The following is an 18,640-nucleotide window of genomic DNA, read 5'->3' as shown; positions in this document are numbered from 1 at the left end:
TTTTAATTCAATAATCAAACACTCCTCAAAATTTTACATTTTTCGTTTTACATTTTTCATTTCTATTTCTTTTTTCCAACCAAATAATACTGGTACTACAAATAGTGTTATAAGTGCAATCCCCATCCCTCCAAAGGAAGGAATTGCCATGGGTATCATAATATCACTCCCACGACCGGTAGATGTTAATATTGGTAATAGTGCAAGAATTGTAGTTGCGGTAGTCATGAGGCATGGACGAATTCTTTGCTCTCCTGCTTCGATTACAGATGTTCTAATATCATCAAGGGATTTTGGTTTATTTTTATCAAACGTCTGTTTAAGATAAGTAGCCATTACTACTCCATCATCTGTAGCAATACCAAAAAGTGCTATGAAACCAACCCATACGGCAACACTGAGGTTGATTGTATGAACCTGAAACAGATCTCGCAAGTTTTCGTCAAAGAAACTAATGTTTAAAAACCAATCCTGACCATATAGCCAGATCATTAAAAACCCGCCAGAAAAAGCTACTGCAATACCTGTAAATACTATGAAAGAAGTAGTTATTGAGCGAAATTGGAAATAGAGGATCAAAAAGATAATAACCAAAGCTAATGGTACTACAATCGATAATGTCTTTTCTGCTCTCAATTGGTTTTCATAAGTACCCGTAAATTGATAGGTGATTCCTTTTGGAACAATCAGTTCGTTATTATCAATCTTAGTTTTTATTAGATTTTGCGCGCTTTTAACCACATTTACTTCTGCAAAACCATCTTTTTTATCAAATAAAACATAACCCACTAGAAATGTATCTTCACTTTTTATCACTTGTGGTCCCTGTTCATAACGAATATCTACCAATTCACTTAGCGGTATCGAACTTTCTTTTTTTAAGGGAACATAAATAGTTGCAAGATCTGTTGGGTTAGCCCGAAGTTCTCTAGGATAGCGTACTCTTACTCCGTAACGCTCTCTGCCTTCAACCGTTTGTGTAAGAGATATCCCTCCTACTGCGACTTCCATAATTTGCTGAACCTGTTCAACAGATACTCCATAACGAACCAGTTGTTCTCGATCAATATCTATAATTAAGTAAGGTTTCCCAACAATACGGTCGGCAAAAACAGCTTCATCTTTTACACCATCTACCTCTTTTAATATCTCTTCTAATTGAATTCCAAAAGCTTCAATTTGTTTTAAGTTTTGCCCTTTTACTTTAATCCCCATTGGTGCACGCATTCCTGTTTGGAGCATAATCAATCGGGTTTCTATCGGTTGTAATTTTGGAGCAGAAGTCACTCCTGGTAATTTTGTGACGTTTATGATTTCACTCCAAATATCATCTGGACTCTTGATTTCTGGTCTCCAGTTGCGGTAGAATTCACCGTTATTATCAGGAATAAGACTTTCTCTATTAATCGAGAAATATTTCTTTTTTGATACTTTACTGGTTTTATCAGGATTAACATCATAGTTTTTATTGTCAATCAAATTACCATCTTTACTTATAAATAAGCCGTCCTCATTAACCTTATATCGTTGTCTCTTCCCATTTTCATTAAGCATATACTCGGGCTTATACAAAATAATGTTCTCATACATTGATAATGGAGCTGGGTCAAGAGAAGATTCTGTTCTTCCGGCTTTACCAACAACAGTTTTAATTTCGGGAATACTTGCTACCGCCATATCCAATTGCTGTAATATCCTTTTATTTTCTGTCACTCCAGCATGTGATAATGTGGTCGGCATCAATAGGAAAGATCCCTCATTTAATGAAGGCATAAATTCTTTCCCAATATTTTTCATGATTAAAAAACCAAAAACAACGATAATGGTGGGTAGAGATAAGAATAGTAATTTATTGTTCAACGCCCATCGTAATATTCTGGTATAGTATTTTCTAAACAGCGTAAAAGTACCTAACAACCCAAAGCAAATGATTGCTACAAAAATGAGGTTTACAAACATACTTTTATCAACTCCAAGAGGCCTCCAATACTCTGATAGTAAAAACACTATAGTTATTACTGCTATACTAATATTTGTCAAATTAATATGCTTTTGTGAAACCACACCTCTTAAGCCAAGTATAGCTGTTATTGCGAAAGCTATCAAAATGATACCTAACCATATACCATTAAAAATTACTGTACCTCCTAATACAATTAAAACACCATTGATTATATAACTCATTGAGGTTTTTATATTTTTCTTTTTGAATAGAAAAGCAGCAAATGGAGGGATGAGGAACAAGGCTACTATGATTGATGCTGCAAGTGCCATTGTTTTGGTAAATGCTAATGGTCTAAATAGTTTTCCTTCTGCACCGATCATCGTAAATACAGGAATAAAACTGATTATGGTGGTTAGTACTGCTGTTAATATCGCTCCAGAAATTTCTGCAGTAGCATTATACACTACTGTATTCACTGGTAAGTGATTTTTATTATCATCCAAATGCCTTATAATGTTTTCTGAAAGTATCACTCCCATATCTACCATAGTACCAATGGCAATGGCAATACCTGATAAAGCAACGATATTGGCATCAACGCCAAACAATTTCATTGCTATAAAAACCATTAAAATGGCTACTGGTAAGAGTCCTGAAATAAGAATTGAAGCTCTAAGATTAAATACCATAATAATGACAACAAGAAAGGTTATCAAAATCTCTAAGGTAAGAGCGTCGTTAAGTGTACCTATTGTTTCATGAATAAGTTCGGTTCGATCATAAAAAGGAACTATGGTTAATTGTGAGGTACGACCATCTTTTAATTGTTTGGATGGTAATCCGGTACTAAGTTCGTTAATTTTATCTTTCACATTATTGATAACCTCTAATGGGTTTGCTCCATAACGTGCAACAACAACGCCTCCTACTACTTCTGCACCTTCTTTATCCAGAATACCTCTTCTTGCTTCTGGCCCTAAACTAACGCTGGCAATATCTTTAATACGTATTGAGGTAAACTCCTCTGATGTCACTACGGCGTTTTCTATATCGGCGATAGATTTTATGTATCCTAAACCACGAATAAGGTATTCTGCTTGATTAATTTCTAAGGTCTGCGCACCAATATCTCGATTTGATTGTTTAACTGCATTAACAATTTGCTGTAAACTAATGTTATACTGGCGCATTAACTCTGGATGTACATCTACTTGATATTCTTGTACGTACCCACCAATAGAAGCTACCTCTGATACTCCGCCTGCAGATGATAATGCATATTTTACATAATAATCCTGGATACTTCTTAGTTCTTGTAAATCCCAACCACCAGTTACATTACCGTTTTCGTCCCGTCCTTCTAAAGTATACCAAAAAATCTGACCTAAACCAGTTGCATCGGGTCCCAAACCAGGGCTTACTCCATTTGGTAATAACCCTGATGGTAGAGAGTTTAGTTTTTCCAGAATACGACTCCTACTCCAATAGAATTCTACATCTTCTTCAAAAATGATATAAATACTAGAAAATCCAAACATCGAAGAGCTACGAATGGTCTTTACTCCAGGAACTCCTAAAAGTGAAGTAGTTAAGGGATATGTAATCTGATTCTCGATATCTTGCGGTGACCGTCCTTGCCATTTTGTAAATACAATTTGCTGGTTTTCGCCAATATCTGGTATGGCATCAACCGCTACAGGGTCGCTAGGTAATATTCCGGTTTGCCACCCAAATGGTGCATTTACTACGCCCCACCCTACAAAAAGAGCTACCATAAGGACTGCAACCAATTTATTCTCGATAAGAAATTTGATGCTTTTGTTTAGCATATACTTTGATTATTTGATAATTAGAAGAAGACGTTATCTGTAAAGTACAAACAACAGTTCTAGCCCAAATGGATCATCACCGGGCATAATTTTAATACTCTAATGTATCAAATAAGAAAGGTTTCGTTAAGCACATGAATATCCTTGACTAAAAAAGGAGGTGGATACTCTTTAAAAGGGATGATATTATTCTCAAGTCCTTCGAAAAGGTTGATATATGAATAATAAAAGATAGCAACAAAAGCCTGTTGCTCTAAAGTGATTTTATCAAATGAATTTTGAAGCTCATCCTGTCCATCAAAAGTGAGTTGCTTATCTGTACAACAACTTTTTTTGGCCATTATCGAACATGTGATGGGATTAGAAACTTGTTGGTCCATTCCACAAGTTTTTGCCTCTTTAAACAAAGCAACATCTACTAAAGTATTTCCACAATAATGCATATCTATTGTAAACGATATGGTAGATACGAATACTACCATCGCCATTAAAACAGCTAATATTTTATGGGTTAACTTTTTCATTTATATAGCAAATCTACAAAAAATAGGTCTAACGAATTTTGTTTAACAGAAGTTTAATCTTTTAGTTTTAAAAAATAGGGCTATAAATATCTAACACATCAAAAGCACTTTTACATAATAAATTAGGTCGATTATTTCACCTTTTATTGTTTTGTAACTGTATTTTTTAATCCCTGAATAGCTTTCATCTTATTTTTTAATAATAGTAAAAAAAGATGTTCTATATGTCTTTCCTATAGGGATAGCTTCTTTTTCTATGTGCACAAGGTTCCCTTCTATTCTATCAATTTTTCTAAAATTAATGAGGTATGATCTATGAATCCTTATAAAACCATCATCTTTAAGTTTGTGTTCCCAGTTGCTCAAACTATCCTGAACTAACAATTTCTTTTCACTATAATGTATATATACGTAATCGGCTTCTGATTTAATATAATTAATATCGGTTTTGATTATTTTATAAAAGGTTTTATCTGTATATACAAATAGTTCTTTTTCATTATGAATCGTATTTTTATCTGTAAGGGTATTTTGTATTCGCATTACAGATTTTAAAAATCTATGATAAGAAAAAGGTTTGAGTAGATAATCTTCTACAGCTTCTTCAAAAGCATCAATTGCATAATCTCTATAGGCAGTTGTAATAATAACTTTTGGTTTTATTTCTAAACTTTTTAAGAAATCTAAACCATTAGCTCCTGGCAATTGTATATCTAATAATATGAAATCTACTTCGTTAAGGACATATAAAGGTAATTCTGAAACTGACTCAAAAACACCAATGCATTCGATATCTGAAGACTGCTCTATATATTTGATCAATAATTGCTGTGCGGGCAGTTCATCTTCTATAATGATACATCTCATTTTAGATCAATTTTTAAATTCACTTTAAAAGTACCTTCTAATGACTCGATTGTAAGCGTATGTTTATTTGGATACAATAAAGCTAATCTCTTTTTTACATTTTCGATACCAATCCCACTATCTTTCCATACTTCTGATTGTTTTGAAGAATATCTGGAATCATATCGATTTTCTACCCATAAATTGAGTACATCATTTGCTAGTTTTACATCAATACAAAGCGGTATTTTCTTCCCTTCTACCATACTTGAATACTTAAATGCATTTTCAATAAAAGGAATCATTAACAATGGCGGTATATCCTGTTTCGGATTGTCCAGAGTATTAGAAAATTTAATATCTATTTTTTTTCCTAGTCGGGCTTTTTGTAATTCTATATATCCATTAATAAATTCTATTTCTTGCAACAAAGGTACATTTGGTTTTTCTCCTTCATGCATTAAATAATGAAGGCTATCAGAGAGTTTTAGAATTTTATCTGCCAAAACTTCATCCTTAAGGATTGCATTAGAGTACAACATGTTTAAGGTATTGAATAAAAAATGAGGATTTAACTGTGCTTTAAGACTCTTTAACTCTGCCTGAACTCGTTCTTGTTCTGTTCTTTCTAATATTTGGTTACTAATGATATTCTTCTTAATCGTAAATATGGCCAGAAAAAAAGCATTTATCAATAAGTATTCTACCGTTTTATTAATAAAACAAAGCCTAAAATTGCATTGACAAGTTTTACCATTTAGGTAACAGTTTAAATATACTATACAAAGAAAGATCACTAAAAATACGATCAACGCTTTTATGCCTTTGTAATTTTTTACTAAGAAAAAATGAGCAATATATACAGAAACTCCAATAAAAACAGTATTCAAAACTGCTTCGGTGAAATCAAAAGAAAACCTGTTACGATCACCAAACTTAATGATAGGATAGGTAAAGTATAATATCCAAAATAGGATATGTAATCCTATTTCAAAATATTTTATTTCAAACACTTTTTTCATACGCTTATCGTAAATTTAATATTAATCAATGAGACCACTATTGTAGCGTCTTGATTTTTTATTTCGCTGTTTCACAGTTCCCCCATTTATGCGATAAGAAAACGCCAAATGTACAACCCTGGAAATAGGTTTATATGCATAGTCTTGTAAAAACCCAGTGCCAGAATTGATACCTTCAAAACGTTGCGTATTAAAAAGGTCTGTTACCCGTAAATTTAGACTTCCCATATTTTTTAAGATTTTATGCCTGATTCCTAAATCTATTTTTTGGGTAGTCTCCTGGGTATAAAAAAATCCTTTTGAAGGACCATTATAACGCCAGGATACCACCATGTTCGTTTTTTGAGATATTTTGAATTGATTTTTTAGAGTTAGGTTATAGCTTCTATTAAAATTACGGGTAAAGCCAATTTGATCATTTTTAAATTCTTCATAATTCCAATTAAAGTTTAAATCAGTATTTAACCAATTATAGGGTTTTATGTGTATCGCCATTTCTATTCCATAAGCATTCGTTGCGCCATTATTTACAGAAGTATATACATTAATACCATCATCATTTACATAATTATTGGTTGTAATAACATTCTCTTTAAGACGATAGGCAAAAGCTGGTGTTATTTTTAGACTTTTCTTTTTGAATTGATAAGAAACATCAAAATTATTTGAAAACTCTGGCTCCAAAGCTGGATTTCCCTGACTAATTGAAAACTCATTAATCTGAAAAGCTATAGGGTTTACTTGGCTTAAGGTAGGTCTGGATGTTCTTCTATTGTATCCAAAAATAAATGTTTGATCTTCTCGTACTGTATAACTTAAATGCAAAGAGGGAAATAAGTTCGTAAAATCACTTTCTATACTGGTGTTATCTGTTTTAAGATTTGCTTTTCTCACAAATAGCTCTCCCCTCACTCCTGCCTGAATGTTTATCCCTTTTAGGTTATATTTGATTAATGTGTATGCAGCATATGTCGATTGTGTATTTTCAAAACTTTCTTGTGATATAGTAATATTGTCTTCATTAAAAAAAGAACGTGAATTATCAAGGTTTTGTCGATTCCAAAATGTTCCAGCTTCAATCTTGAACTTCTCACTTAGTGCTCCTGAATAATCCATTGCCAGACTTGTAATAAAAACGTCGTTATCGGTAGCATTATCTGTGATTCCCAGATTTGGTCTAAAATCACTTTTTAGAATATTTGCATTATCGGATAACTGAATATCTATTTCAAGAAAATTTTCTCTCTCCTTAAAATAACGCCTATAATTACCATTGGCATTAAATGTTTTATGAGAATGACTACCCAAAATGTTTTGAAAAGTAGTAATATCATTCTGAAATATATTGGCTTTATTATCTAAAACATGTCCATTATCTGTATAGTCTAAACCTAAAGAAAATTCATTATCATCATTTGGAAACCAGTCTATACCTCCATTAACTTTATACACATCTCCATCAAATTTAAAATCGCTTAACTGTGTAAATGGTTGAGTTCCTGATCGATTTTGGGTATTTTCATTTTCAAAGATATTCTTCTTGTAAGAACCACCAAATCTATAACTAGTTTTAGATCTTCCATAATTAATTGCACCATTTGCACCGTGGCTTCCCAAGGAATTACCATTTAAACTTGTAGTTATGACAATCCCTTTACGTACTTTTTTATGGGTAATGATATTAATAATTCCGGTAAGGCCATTAGCTTGATATTTTGCAGATGGTGATGTTATTATTTCAATTTTATTGATTTCATCAGAAGGAATTTGTTGCAATAGTTCTGTTGTACTTAATGGCGAAGGTTTCCCATTAACTAATACATTTACATTTTGACTTCCTCTTAGACTAATATTTCCATTTTGATCTGCCTGTACCTCGGATAATTGACTTAATACGGTTGCTGCATCGCCCCCGCCAGATAATAAATCTTTTCCTACATGTACTACTTTTTTATCGATTAATTGTTTTACTGTGGTTTCTTCTGCGACAAGTGTTACTTCATCCAGCGTTGTTGCTTCTGTTCTCATCGTAATATCCAAAGTGGTATTTTTATCGATTACTACAGAGGATACATACGTTTCGTATCCTATAAAACTTGCTTCTACAGTATATTTACCATCTTGATAATCAATATTATAAATACCATTATCATTAGTTGTTACACCTTCTAAAAACTCTCCTTTTTGGTTTTTTAAAATTACAGTTGCATATGGTATTGGTTTATTGGTATCTATATCAATAATTTCACCTTTCAAAGATTGAGAGAAAGAGTTGAGAAAAGACAATAATAGAATAATAATGATTGTAATTAATCGAGCCATTACTTTTGTTTTTGTTATGACTCAAAACTACAATCGAATACTAGCACCAGTAATTAATATCTATGAATGGCTTTAGTTTATCTATGAATGTCATTTAAAGAATATTTGTTTTCTAATTATAAAAACGGGAAGTTCGTACGTTCTTCCCGTAGTATAAAATTTAGATATTAGAATCATTTCAAGCTAACCATCATTCTAGTTGGCTTCATTTATATAGATGAACTAAAATGATATCTCTTGATAGCTAAAACTAAACACTCCAAAAAAACCTAATGCTTTTCTATCTGTTGTTGTATTTCTAATATTCCCTATTAAATTTATAGGAGGTTTTGAAAATATTAAAAAAGGCTCTGTGGTTTCTGGATCTCCAAAATCTACCTGATTTTCGTATTGTTCATGAGCAGCTACATAATACTCATAGGTGTGAAAATTTAAATTTAAAAGACTCACTGTTAAAATATCTCCTCCACTAGTCAGAGTTTCTATAAATGCATTTTCATTTCCATTAAAAAGAACATCATTAGATAATTCGAATACTTCGGAAATAAGGTTTCCATTATTATAAAAGGAAAAGTGAACCTGATAAAAATTGGTTTCATTTCCTGGATCACTAAAAATTACTCTTGGATAACCATTTACTTTACTTATAGTTTTGATTTGCACAGGTTCTTTTAATGGCTCGTGAACAGACTCATACGTAGTTCCGTCGGCAAGTATCACTTCAATCCAATACTTGTTTCCAATAAGGCCAATCACTGCATCAGTACTTAAATATACTCCTTCAGACACCTGAAAATCATCAGTAACAAGTCTAACCGTACCATCAGGGTCTTCGGTGTATAAAAATACAGAGGCATCATTAATAGGATCCAAGGTGGTATTATTAACCGGAACTGTTTTTTGAATGGTGATTTTTATGTTATCTGTATTATTGATAAGGTATCCATAGATAAAAACCTGTGGTTCAAACTCTGCATCTAACGGTGTTTCTTTAAGGCAACTTAATATAGGGATAAAACAAAGGATGATTACTATAATTCGATATAATGATTTCATAGTCTTAAAATTTAAAATTGTACGTGATAAAGGGTACAGGTGCACCAATTAGATAAAAATCATATGATCTTAATCGATTATTTTTAAATATCGAAAAAGATGAAAAAGCATTTTTACGTGCATACAGATTATAGAGTCCAAAAGACCAACTACCTTTCCACTTTTTATTAGGCTTTTTTGGAGTATATGTAAATGAAATATCCATTCTATGTGTACTGCGCAATCTATATGCATTTCTATCTGAATAGGTTAAATACGGATTGTTATCAAAAATCAATCGTCCTGTAGGTTTTGTTATAGGTCTTCCTGATTGATATGTAAAAAATAGTCCAACATTCCACTTTGACCCTATTGTATAATCGGTAGTAATATTAAAAACATGTGGTCGATCATAATTTGATGGGTAATATCTACTATCATTAATATTATCTGAAGAAAAAATACTGGTCGTTTTTCTTTTGGTAACAGAATAGGTATAATTAATACTTCCTCTTAATTTTCCTGTATTTTTATAAACTCCAAATTCTGTTCCGTAAGAATACCCTTTTGCGGGTAACAATTGTGTTTCTATATTTTCATTTAATAATAAGTTCGCACCATTTTTATACTCTACTATGTTTTTGAAGGTTTTATAATACCCTTCGACAGTAAAATTATAGTGTTTATTTTGTGTATCATATGCGTACCCGGCAGAAATCTGATGTACTTCTAAAGGTTTTATATGTACTCCCGATAGTTTCCATACATCGAAAGGAAAAGCTGCAGTTGTATTTGATATGTAATGAATGTATTGAAACATCCTATTGTACCCTAACTTTAATGCTTTATTATTTTTTAAATTATACTTAAGCGAAACTCGAGGCTCAAAACCAGTATAGCTTTTAATAAGTTTTCCTTTCTTATACTCACGAGTATCTACAATGGTAGTTACATTTTGCGGAACCCCGGGGCTGTACACCGCAACTTTGTTATATCCAAAATTACCAAACCAGGAATACCGTAATCCGGTACTAAATGAAAATCTGCTCCATTTTTTCTCATATTCTATATAAGGAGCAATCTCTATTCCTTTTTCTTTTTCGAGATTTATAGTATTGATACCAATATCATCACTGGAAGCCTTTGCTGGTGTAAACCGGTATGACGTACCATTTACTCCAAATCTCATTTTTGTACTAGGATTGAGATAATAAGTAAAATCTGGTTTTACGATAAAGTTTTCTATAGAAGACTTCCATTTTATACTACTATAGGTATCTAGAGGCCCTCCATCTGTACTTTTTAATTTATAATTGTATTGGCTATATATTCCCGAAATATTCATAAAGAGCTTGTTAGAGAATATGTGATTCCAACGTAATGTAGCTGTAGCATTTTTCCAGCTAAAATCTGTTTTGTCATCCGGCTCTTTACCTTCTGGAATAACTTCTCCTTCAAAAAGTAGTTTCATGACATCGGCTCCAAAATAGCCTGACAAAAACAAGGTATTGTTTTTATTAATCTTCCAGCTAAGTTTAGAACTCAAGTCATAAAAGAAAACTTTTTGATCTTTTACTTGTCCTCCTATAATTGGAAAAAACACATCAAAGTAAGATCTGCGACCAGAAATCAAAAAGCTTAGTTTTTCCTTTTTTATTGGTCCTTCTAGTGTAAGCCTCGAAAACAATAGTCCTAATCCTCCTTCTCCTTTAAAAGTTTTAGTATTTCCGTCACGTTGTCTAATTTCTAAAACAGAAGATGCTCTACCTCCAAATCGTGCAGGAATCCCTCCTTTATATAATTTCATTTCTTTAATCGCATCTGTATTAAACCCTGAAAATAAACCAAATACATGAGTCGGATTATAAATTGGTGCTTCATCTAATAGCACTAGATTTTGATCTATATTACCTCCTCTAACATTAATTCCCGAAGCGCCTTCTCCAATCGTATTTACACCAGGAAGTGTTAATAATGCTCTCATGATATCCGGCTCTCCCAAAAAAGCTGGTAATCGTTTAATTTCCGAACCTTTTAAAGTAGAAACACCAGATGCAATCGTATTAACCTGACTTTTATTTTCATTATTAGCAGTAATTGTTACTTCATCTAATTCATTAGAAGCTGGTTCTAGCTGTATATCGAGTTTTATATTCTTGGTTAATTCAATTTTTATCTCTTTTAGATTATATCCTAAATATGAAATTTGGAAACTATAATTACCTTCAGGAAGTGTAATAGAATAAAAACCATATTCGTTGGTAGTAACTCCTTTATCGCCATCTTTTACATAGACACTAGCTCCAGGTAACGTTTCACCAGTTGCAGCATCTTTCACTGTTCCACTTAGGGTATATTTATTTTTTTGTTGAGGGCGATTAGAAAGTATAATAAAACTATTCTTTACCAGATATTTGATCGAAGTAGTTTGCAATAATTCATTAAGTGCTTTAGCTACATCTTTGTCAACTATCTTAATATCAAATCTTTGTAACACATTGATTTCATCATTATTATAAATGAAACTATAAGAAGTTTGTTTCTCAATTTGTTTTAATATGGTTTCTAATTGAGTGTTTTCAAGATTTAATGTAACCTTATCCTGAGAAAAGCCATTGATAGCCATAAGTTGTAAACAACCCAGTAGATAAAGAGAAAATGATAATTTCATTAATAGAATACTTTTTTTGCCAGGGTTTTTTACCTGCCAAGACAGAACGAACTGTTTTATTTTCATAAATTTGAATGTTGTTAATTATTACTGATTTCGCGATTAGAATACTATTGACACATCGGTGGGAAAATGGCAGTTTTCCCACTTTTTTATTTTATTATCCACTCATTTGCTTTTGTATTATATTCATACTTAAAATCTTTTGAAGCTTTTAATACTTCCAGAATGTCATTAATTGGTAAATCTTGATCAAAGGATCCGGTAAATTTTGAATTGGATATTTGTGCGTTTTCAAAACGTATATTCACATTATGTTGAATTTTTAAATCATTAGCTATTTCCAAAAATGGTTTATTATTGAATTGTATTTTACCTGCTCTCCAGGCAATACTACTAACAGCATTATTGGATTTTGAAGTAAGTACGCGTCCATCATTCTTAAAAATTTTTACTTTATCATTTGGAAGCATTATGATGCTATTTTTTAAATACTCCTTAGAGCTCATTTCGACTTTACCGGTTAATAATACGGTTTCTGTAAATGTATTTTTTGCATACGATTTTACATTAAAACTTGTTCCCAAAGCTTTTACGATAACATGATCTGGCGTCTCTACAGTAAAAGGGTGTTCTTTGTCTTTTGCTACCTCAAAAAAAGCTTCACCATCTAAAAATAGTGTTCTTGGAGATTTTGGATTGTAAGACAGCTTACTTGAAGAATTTAACCAAACTACAGAACCATCAGGAAGATGTATTTGTTCATGATCACTATACGCAGTCTCAATGCTTATAATATCATTTGGTATTATTTGATAGGTATATACGGCAGTTGATACCAAAATCGCTGCCATAGCTGCATATTTTATGATCTTTTTCCAACTAGAGTTTTTCCTTTCTTTATTTTCTATTGAATTAAAAAACTTTTGTTTGGCAACATTTGTTTCTAAATCACTATGCTTTGGGATTTTTTCGCCAGTGGCATTGTAAATATTCTGTATTTTATTAAATAGATTTTCATTGAAATCATCAGAATTCATCCACTCTTCTACCCTTTCATTTGTAGCTATATCTGCACTTTTCGAGATATATCCCCAAATGTCTACTTCTGTTATTTGATCCTGTTCCATAATAAGGTATTTTACTATAAGACGTTGGTCGCATAGTTACACCCTATCAAAAATTATAAATAATCTTGTAACCCTTGTCTAAATGCTGTTAAAGCCTTGGAAATATGAAGTTCTACTGTTTTTACAGAAATATTTTTTTGTAGAGCAATCTCCTGATAAGTAAATCCCTGGTCTCTTGATAATCTAAATATTTCTATCGTTTTGGGAGGAAGTGAAGCATAAATACTATCTATTTTTTGTGACAGCTCCCATTTATTATCTATGTTTTCTTGTATATCCCGGTTTAGTGAATATAAATTGGTATGTTTTTCCCGGGTTTTATGCTTTCTGCTATGATCAATTATCTTATTCTTCAAAGTGACAATAAGAAATGATTCTATCGAACGATCATTTGATTGAATTTGCTCTATTTTTTCCCAAAGTTTAATAAATGTTTCTTGTACTAATTCTTGAGAAAGATCTCTTTCTTTAACCACCTTAAAAGAATAATTGAAGAGTTTTTTGTAATGTTTATCAAATAAAATTGAAAATCTCTTTTTCTTTGATGATCTCATTAATTTATCTTCCTCCTGGTATTTAGATCGTTAATAATATACATCTTCAGTATCAAAAAACTACACTTTGATAGATAGAGGCTAATATATAAATAATACCTAATTACTTACCTATACTCATTTTTATTGAGGGCATTATATCATTAAACAGCTTTATTTCAAAACAATACAACATCATATAATCATAAAACTATGTCTCTTTCTATTGATTTTTCATCAACACTTAAAGGACGTTCATCAAAATAAATAGCAAGATTTGGATGCTATAAGTAGGTTCGTACCATCAATTAAAACGAATCCTATGAATACTTTAAAAATTGAAAATCTATCTAAAACGTATCCCAACGGAGTAAAAGCATTACAGGATATCAACCTAACGATTACCAATGGTATGTTCGGGTTATTGGGTCCGAATGGAGCAGGAAAATCTTCACTAATACGTACTTTAGCTACACTACAAGAGCCTACTCAAGGAAACATATTATTTAATGATACACATAGTAATAAGGAACCACAAATTATTCGAAATCAATTAGGATATCTACCTCAAGAATTTGGGGTATATCCCAAAATATCAGCAATTCGATTATTAGATCATATCGCGGTACTAAAAGGCATCCTAAATAGCAAAGAACGTAAAGAACAGATAGAAGGGTTATTACATCAAACGAATCTATATGCAGTACGCAAAAAATCTGTAAAGACCTTCTCTGGTGGTATGCGTCAGCGATTTGGCATTGCACAAGCATTGCTAGGCAATCCCAAACTTATTATTGTAGACGAACCCACTGCAGGCTTAGATCCAGAGGAACGTAATCGTTTTCATAATTTACTAAGTGAAATAGGAGAACATAGAATTATCATTCTTTCTACCCACATTGTTGAAGACATTAAAAATCTATGCGCTCATATGGCAATTATGGGAGAAGGAAAAATACTAAAACAAGGTATTCCTTCAGAACTTATTACTCACTTAGAAGGTAAAATATGGCATAAGGTTGTCGCCAAAGAAAATGTTTTGGCTTTCAAAAATGCCTTTAATGTCTTATCAACTCGATTATTTGGTGGTAAAATAGAACTTCGCGTATTAGCAGATCATCGGCCAGAACAAGGATTTGAAGCTTCTAAACCAGATTTAGAAGATGTCTATTTTTCTACAATTAATAAACAATCAATACTATAATATAATTATGACTATGAAATTACTTCAGTTCGAATGGCGATATCATACTCGTCAAACTTCCTTCATACTATTTCTAGTACTGTTTATAGGATATGGTGTTCTTGCCATTACACAAGCTTTTCAATATTTAGAATTTAGCAACATGTATAACGATGCTTATAACTTAAGTTTTCTATCAGGCATTATTAGTATAGGTGTTGTATTTGCCAGTATATTTTTTTGTGTGAATGGATTACTTCGGGATACAACTTTTCATACGAAAGAAATTATTTTTAGTACAGGAATACAAAAACATAGCTTTTTAATCAATCGCTTTCTAGGTCTCTTTTTGATATCTCTTCTCATTGGTAGCAGTGCGTTATTAGGGGTCTTTATTGGAACAAACATTGCCAATCAAAATCCAGAGGCATTACACCATTTTGACATAAGTCATTATCTATGGCCCTGGTTAACAATTATAGTGTCTAATGCTTTTATCTGTACTACTTTTCTATTCTCGGCAACACTCCTATCTCAAAAAGCAATAGTGACATATATCATCGGGCTCTTGCTTATTGCTATTCATTGGATTTCGGGGTTCTATATTAATTCTCCTCTTGTTGGTGGCTCTATACTTTCTGATCCAGAGGTTTTAGAAATTGCGTCTTTAGTAGATCCAATAGGGTTAAGTGCTTTTTTTGAACAAACTCAGTTCTTAACACCAATAGAAAAAAACGAAACTCTTATTTCACTATCAGGACATTTTGTATGGAACAGAATTATTTGGATGTTTTTTGGCCTTGCATCTATACTAATATCTTATCGATTATTCTATTTCAGGAAACTAGATCAAAAAATAAAAAAACAAGCTATATCTATAGAAGATACAACTAGTAATTCTACTTACACACCTGTAACTACTGTTTCAGATACATTAGCAGCTAGAATAGCACGCATTAGATCGATTGTAATATTAGATACAAAAATGATAATTACAGGAATTCCTTTTCTGGTCATTATGCTATTATGGATTGCTATGATTGTACTGGCATTTAATAATAGCGTACGTAGTTTTGGGATTTACGGAAATCGTTACCCTACTACAGACCTGTTTATAGGTTTGATTCATGAAATTTTACCAATAATGGGATTGTTACTCATTGTTTTTTATACTGGTGAGGTAGTATGGAAATCAAGATCTAACAAGTTTCATGAGATTATTGAGGCAACCCCTATAAAAAATAGTACATTTTTTATTTCTAAGTATATTACAATAGCTATAATCCCCATACTACTTATTTTAATATCAATATTTGTTGCAATAACATTTCAGCTTTCAAATGGTTATTACGATTTAGGATTAACTCATTATTTTTCGATGTTGTACTTCGGAGGGCTTCAGGTTTTATTATACACAATTTTTGCATTATTAATTCAAAATATAGTTTCTAACAAGTATTTAGGAATGGTCATTTCCGGAGGTATTATGTTATTATTTGGTCCCTTAAGCAATAGCATAGGATTAGAACATCCTTTGGTTCTTTTCAACAACCTACCCAGTATGGCCAGAGCATATTCTGATTTTAATGCATACGGACAATATGTTGTAAAATTTAACTGGTTATCCTTGTATTGGATCACTTTTGCAGGAGTAACGGCCCTATTCGGTTTTAAATTATGGAAAAGAGGAACCATTTCTACTATCAAAACATACACTAAAAGGATATGGAATAAAAAAGAAAGAGTACTATTGATAAGCTTTGTTTTTCTATTCGTAACTATCGGTAGCTATATCTACTATAATACCAACATCATCAATGAATATGAAATAGCAGATGAAGCATATGATTTTAATGAGAAATATGAACGTGCTTATAAAAAATATGATCATCTGGTAATACCAAAATTAGTTTCAGTACAAACAGCAGTAGATATTTTTCCAAATAAACATAAATATGAAGTAAAAGCTTCCTGTTTGATAACGAATACAAACACTCAACCTATAAGAGAAATCTTTATTACTGCACCTATACCATTAAAAAAGCTATCTATAGAAAATAGCACACAGGTTTTTCATGATTCCATCATAGGAACCTACTTATTTAAACTTCATACTCCATTGCAACAGGGTTCGATCCTAAAAATGGAATATAATTTAACCAAAAGTTCTTCTGGATTTGATATCGACCATAGTATTACAAGTAATGGATCTTATATTAAAAGTCATCAATTTAGTCCTCATTTGGGCTATGTAAGAGAATACGAGATTAATCATGTTTATGAACGGGAAAAACGAGGATTACCTGTAAAAGAAAAACCAGTAGTTAATGACAATTATTTGCAAATCGGAGGGAAATTTAATTTTGAAAATATAGATTTTGAAGCCGTAGTATCTACATCAAAGGATCAGTCTGTACTATGTTCTGGGGATTTAATAAAACACTGGAAATCGAATGATAGAAATTATTATCATTATAAATCTAAAGGTAAAATTAACAGTATGGTGGCATATCATTCGGCACGCTATAAAATTGAAAAAACAAACCATAAGGGCATTCAAATTGAATTGTACTACCTCCCAGAGCATTATAGAAATATCCCAGAAATGATAAAAGTAACTAAAGCAACTATTGATTATGCAACCGATAATTTTGGAAAATATCCTCATAAACACCTTCGTATCGGCGAAATGTCAATATTTGGAGGTGGCGGAGCCAATGGCCAGGCAATGCCGGGTGTAATTAGTATTAATGAAAAAGTTTTTAAAAGAGATGTTTCAAACCCACAAAACTTTAATGTAATTGCCAGAGTGATCATTCATGAAATAGCACATCAATGGTGGGGAGGGCTACTTACACCAAAGCGAATTAATGGATTCATGGTACTATCAGAATCTCTAGCCAAATACTCTGAAACCGTAATTATGGAAAAATTATATGGTAAAACTATGGTTAGACAACTATCAGAACATACGGTAAAAAGGTATTTTAGTGGTCGTTCTCGTGCCACCGAAATAGAGCCTTCATTATACTTAAGTCAGTTACAACAATATTTAGGATATAGTAAAGGGGCTATTGTTATGTCTGCAATAAAAGATATTATAGGAGAATCTAATGTAAATACGGCACTACAAAATATGATACATAAATACAGTGATAAACCGACTGCAACAACACTTGATTTTCTTGAAGAGCTGTATCTGGTTACTCCCATCAAATATCATAACCTAATTGATGATTGGATGAAACGTGTAATCACTTATGATTTAGGAATTAAGAGTACTTCCCATAAAAAACTTAAGAATGGTAATTACGAAATTACGGTAGATATAAAAGCACAACGATTTGAGACAAATACCGATGGAAAAGAAATCACGATCAATATTAACGAACCTATTAAAATTGGAATATTTAAAAAACATCCGGAAACTATCGATAATGATAAAAATATTCTCTATTTAAAGCCTCACCAAATCAATAAAAAAGAAATGGTTTTTAAAATCATTACCAAGAAAATTCCGGCCTATATTGGTATAGATCCATATTACACCAGATTAGATAGAAATATGGCTGATAACATAGTTTCTGTGAATCTTTAATA

At 31.9% G+C, this 18,640-nt stretch carries 11 protein-coding genes; 2 read left to right on the top strand and 9 right to left on the bottom strand.

The features are described from left to right. Positions 1 to 33: 33 nt before the first annotated feature. The 9 genes from DK441_RS24355 to DK441_RS24315 all read right to left on the bottom strand — a co-directional run bounded on the left by DK441_RS24355 (position 34) and on the right by DK441_RS24315 (position 13,878). Positions 34 to 3,774: an efflux RND transporter permease subunit gene (locus DK441_RS24355; protein WP_109853154.1), complete on the bottom strand. Its 3,741-nt coding sequence runs from the start codon at positions 3,772 to 3,774 to the stop codon at positions 34 to 36. 107 nt (positions 3,775 to 3,881) lie between these two features. Further along, a complete protein-coding gene (locus DK441_RS24350) occupies positions 3,882 to 4,298 on the bottom strand; it encodes a hypothetical protein (RefSeq protein ID WP_109853153.1) in 417 nt (138 codons plus the stop codon). Positions 4,299 to 4,487: 189 nt separating this feature from the next. Continuing rightward, on the bottom strand, positions 4,488 to 5,165 hold the full coding sequence (locus tag DK441_RS24345; RefSeq protein ID WP_109853152.1) for a LytTR family DNA-binding domain-containing protein: 678 nt from the start codon (positions 5,163 to 5,165) through the stop codon (positions 4,488 to 4,490). Continuing rightward, positions 5,162 to 6,166, bottom strand: a complete 1,005-nt coding sequence (locus tag DK441_RS24340; protein WP_109853151.1) for a sensor histidine kinase — start codon at positions 6,164 to 6,166, stop codon at positions 5,162 to 5,164. The genes DK441_RS24345 and DK441_RS24340 overlap by 4 nt, the downstream gene beginning before the upstream one ends. A gap of 21 nt (positions 6,167 to 6,187) precedes the next feature. Next, positions 6,188 to 8,488: a TonB-dependent receptor domain-containing protein gene (locus DK441_RS24335; protein WP_109853150.1), complete on the bottom strand. Its 2,301-nt coding sequence runs from the start codon at positions 8,486 to 8,488 to the stop codon at positions 6,188 to 6,190. A gap of 222 nt (positions 8,489 to 8,710) precedes the next feature. After that, entirely contained in the window at positions 8,711 to 9,544 is an 834-nt protein-coding gene (locus tag DK441_RS24330; protein ID WP_109853149.1) for a DUF4249 family protein, read from the bottom strand. Positions 9,545 to 9,548: 4 nt separating this feature from the next. Beyond that, positions 9,549 to 12,260 (bottom strand): TonB-dependent receptor, encoded by a 2,712-nt coding sequence (locus DK441_RS24325; RefSeq protein ID WP_109853148.1) that lies wholly within the window; start codon positions 12,258 to 12,260, stop codon positions 9,549 to 9,551. An 86-nt stretch (positions 12,261 to 12,346) separates the two neighbouring features. Beyond that, entirely contained in the window at positions 12,347 to 13,324 is a 978-nt protein-coding gene (locus DK441_RS24320; RefSeq protein WP_109853147.1) for a FecR family protein, read from the bottom strand. 53 nt (positions 13,325 to 13,377) lie between these two features. After that, positions 13,378 to 13,878 (bottom strand): RNA polymerase sigma factor, encoded by a 501-nt coding sequence (locus DK441_RS24315; RefSeq protein WP_109853146.1) that lies wholly within the window; start codon positions 13,876 to 13,878, stop codon positions 13,378 to 13,380. Between the two features lie 301 nt (positions 13,879 to 14,179). Here DK441_RS24315 and DK441_RS24310 point away from each other — a divergent pair, with 301 nt between their 5' ends. Both DK441_RS24310 and DK441_RS24305 read left to right on the top strand, forming a co-directional pair. Further along, a complete protein-coding gene (locus DK441_RS24310) occupies positions 14,180 to 15,061 on the top strand; it encodes an ABC transporter ATP-binding protein (protein ID WP_109853145.1) in 882 nt (293 codons plus the stop codon). Between the two features lie 13 nt (positions 15,062 to 15,074). Next, positions 15,075 to 18,638, top strand: coding sequence for a M1 family aminopeptidase (locus tag DK441_RS24305; RefSeq protein WP_160112261.1), 3,564 nt, complete (start codon positions 15,075 to 15,077; stop codon positions 18,636 to 18,638). Positions 18,639 to 18,640 lie beyond the last annotated feature (2 nt).

It is taken from the genome of Aquimarina sp. AU58, from assembly GCF_900312745.1.
Taxonomy (GTDB): Bacteria; Bacteroidota; Bacteroidia; order Flavobacteriales; family Flavobacteriaceae; genus Aquimarina; species Aquimarina spinulae.
This window is presented reverse-complemented; position numbering and strand designations above follow the sequence as displayed.

Excerpts from the sequence above, each read along its gene's own strand:
- DK441_RS24355 (WP_109853154.1), bottom strand. The coding sequence starts at position 3,774 with ATGCTAAACAAAAGCATCAAATTTCTTATCGAGAATAAATTGGTTGCA.
- DK441_RS24350 (WP_109853153.1), bottom strand. The coding sequence starts at position 4,298 with ATGAAAAAGTTAACCCATAAAATATTAGCTGTTTTAATGGCGATGGTA.
- DK441_RS24345 (WP_109853152.1), bottom strand. The coding sequence starts at position 5,165 with ATGAGATGTATCATTATAGAAGATGAACTGCCCGCACAGCAATTATTG.
- DK441_RS24340 (WP_109853151.1), bottom strand. The coding sequence starts at position 6,166 with ATGAAAAAAGTGTTTGAAATAAAATATTTTGAAATAGGATTACATATC.
- DK441_RS24335 (WP_109853150.1), bottom strand. The coding sequence starts at position 8,488 with ATGGCTCGATTAATTACAATCATTATTATTCTATTATTGTCTTTTCTC.
- DK441_RS24330 (WP_109853149.1), bottom strand. The coding sequence starts at position 9,544 with ATGAAATCATTATATCGAATTATAGTAATCATCCTTTGTTTTATCCCT.
- DK441_RS24325 (WP_109853148.1), bottom strand. The coding sequence starts at position 12,260 with ATGAAAATAAAACAGTTCGTTCTGTCTTGGCAGGTAAAAAACCCTGGC.
- DK441_RS24320 (WP_109853147.1), bottom strand. The coding sequence starts at position 13,324 with ATGGAACAGGATCAAATAACAGAAGTAGACATTTGGGGATATATCTCG.
- DK441_RS24315 (WP_109853146.1), bottom strand. The coding sequence starts at position 13,878 with ATGAGATCATCAAAGAAAAAGAGATTTTCAATTTTATTTGATAAACAT.
- DK441_RS24310 (WP_109853145.1), top strand. The coding sequence starts at position 14,180 with ATGAATACTTTAAAAATTGAAAATCTATCTAAAACGTATCCCAACGGA.
- DK441_RS24305 (WP_160112261.1), top strand. The coding sequence starts at position 15,075 with ATGAAATTACTTCAGTTCGAATGGCGATATCATACTCGTCAAACTTCC.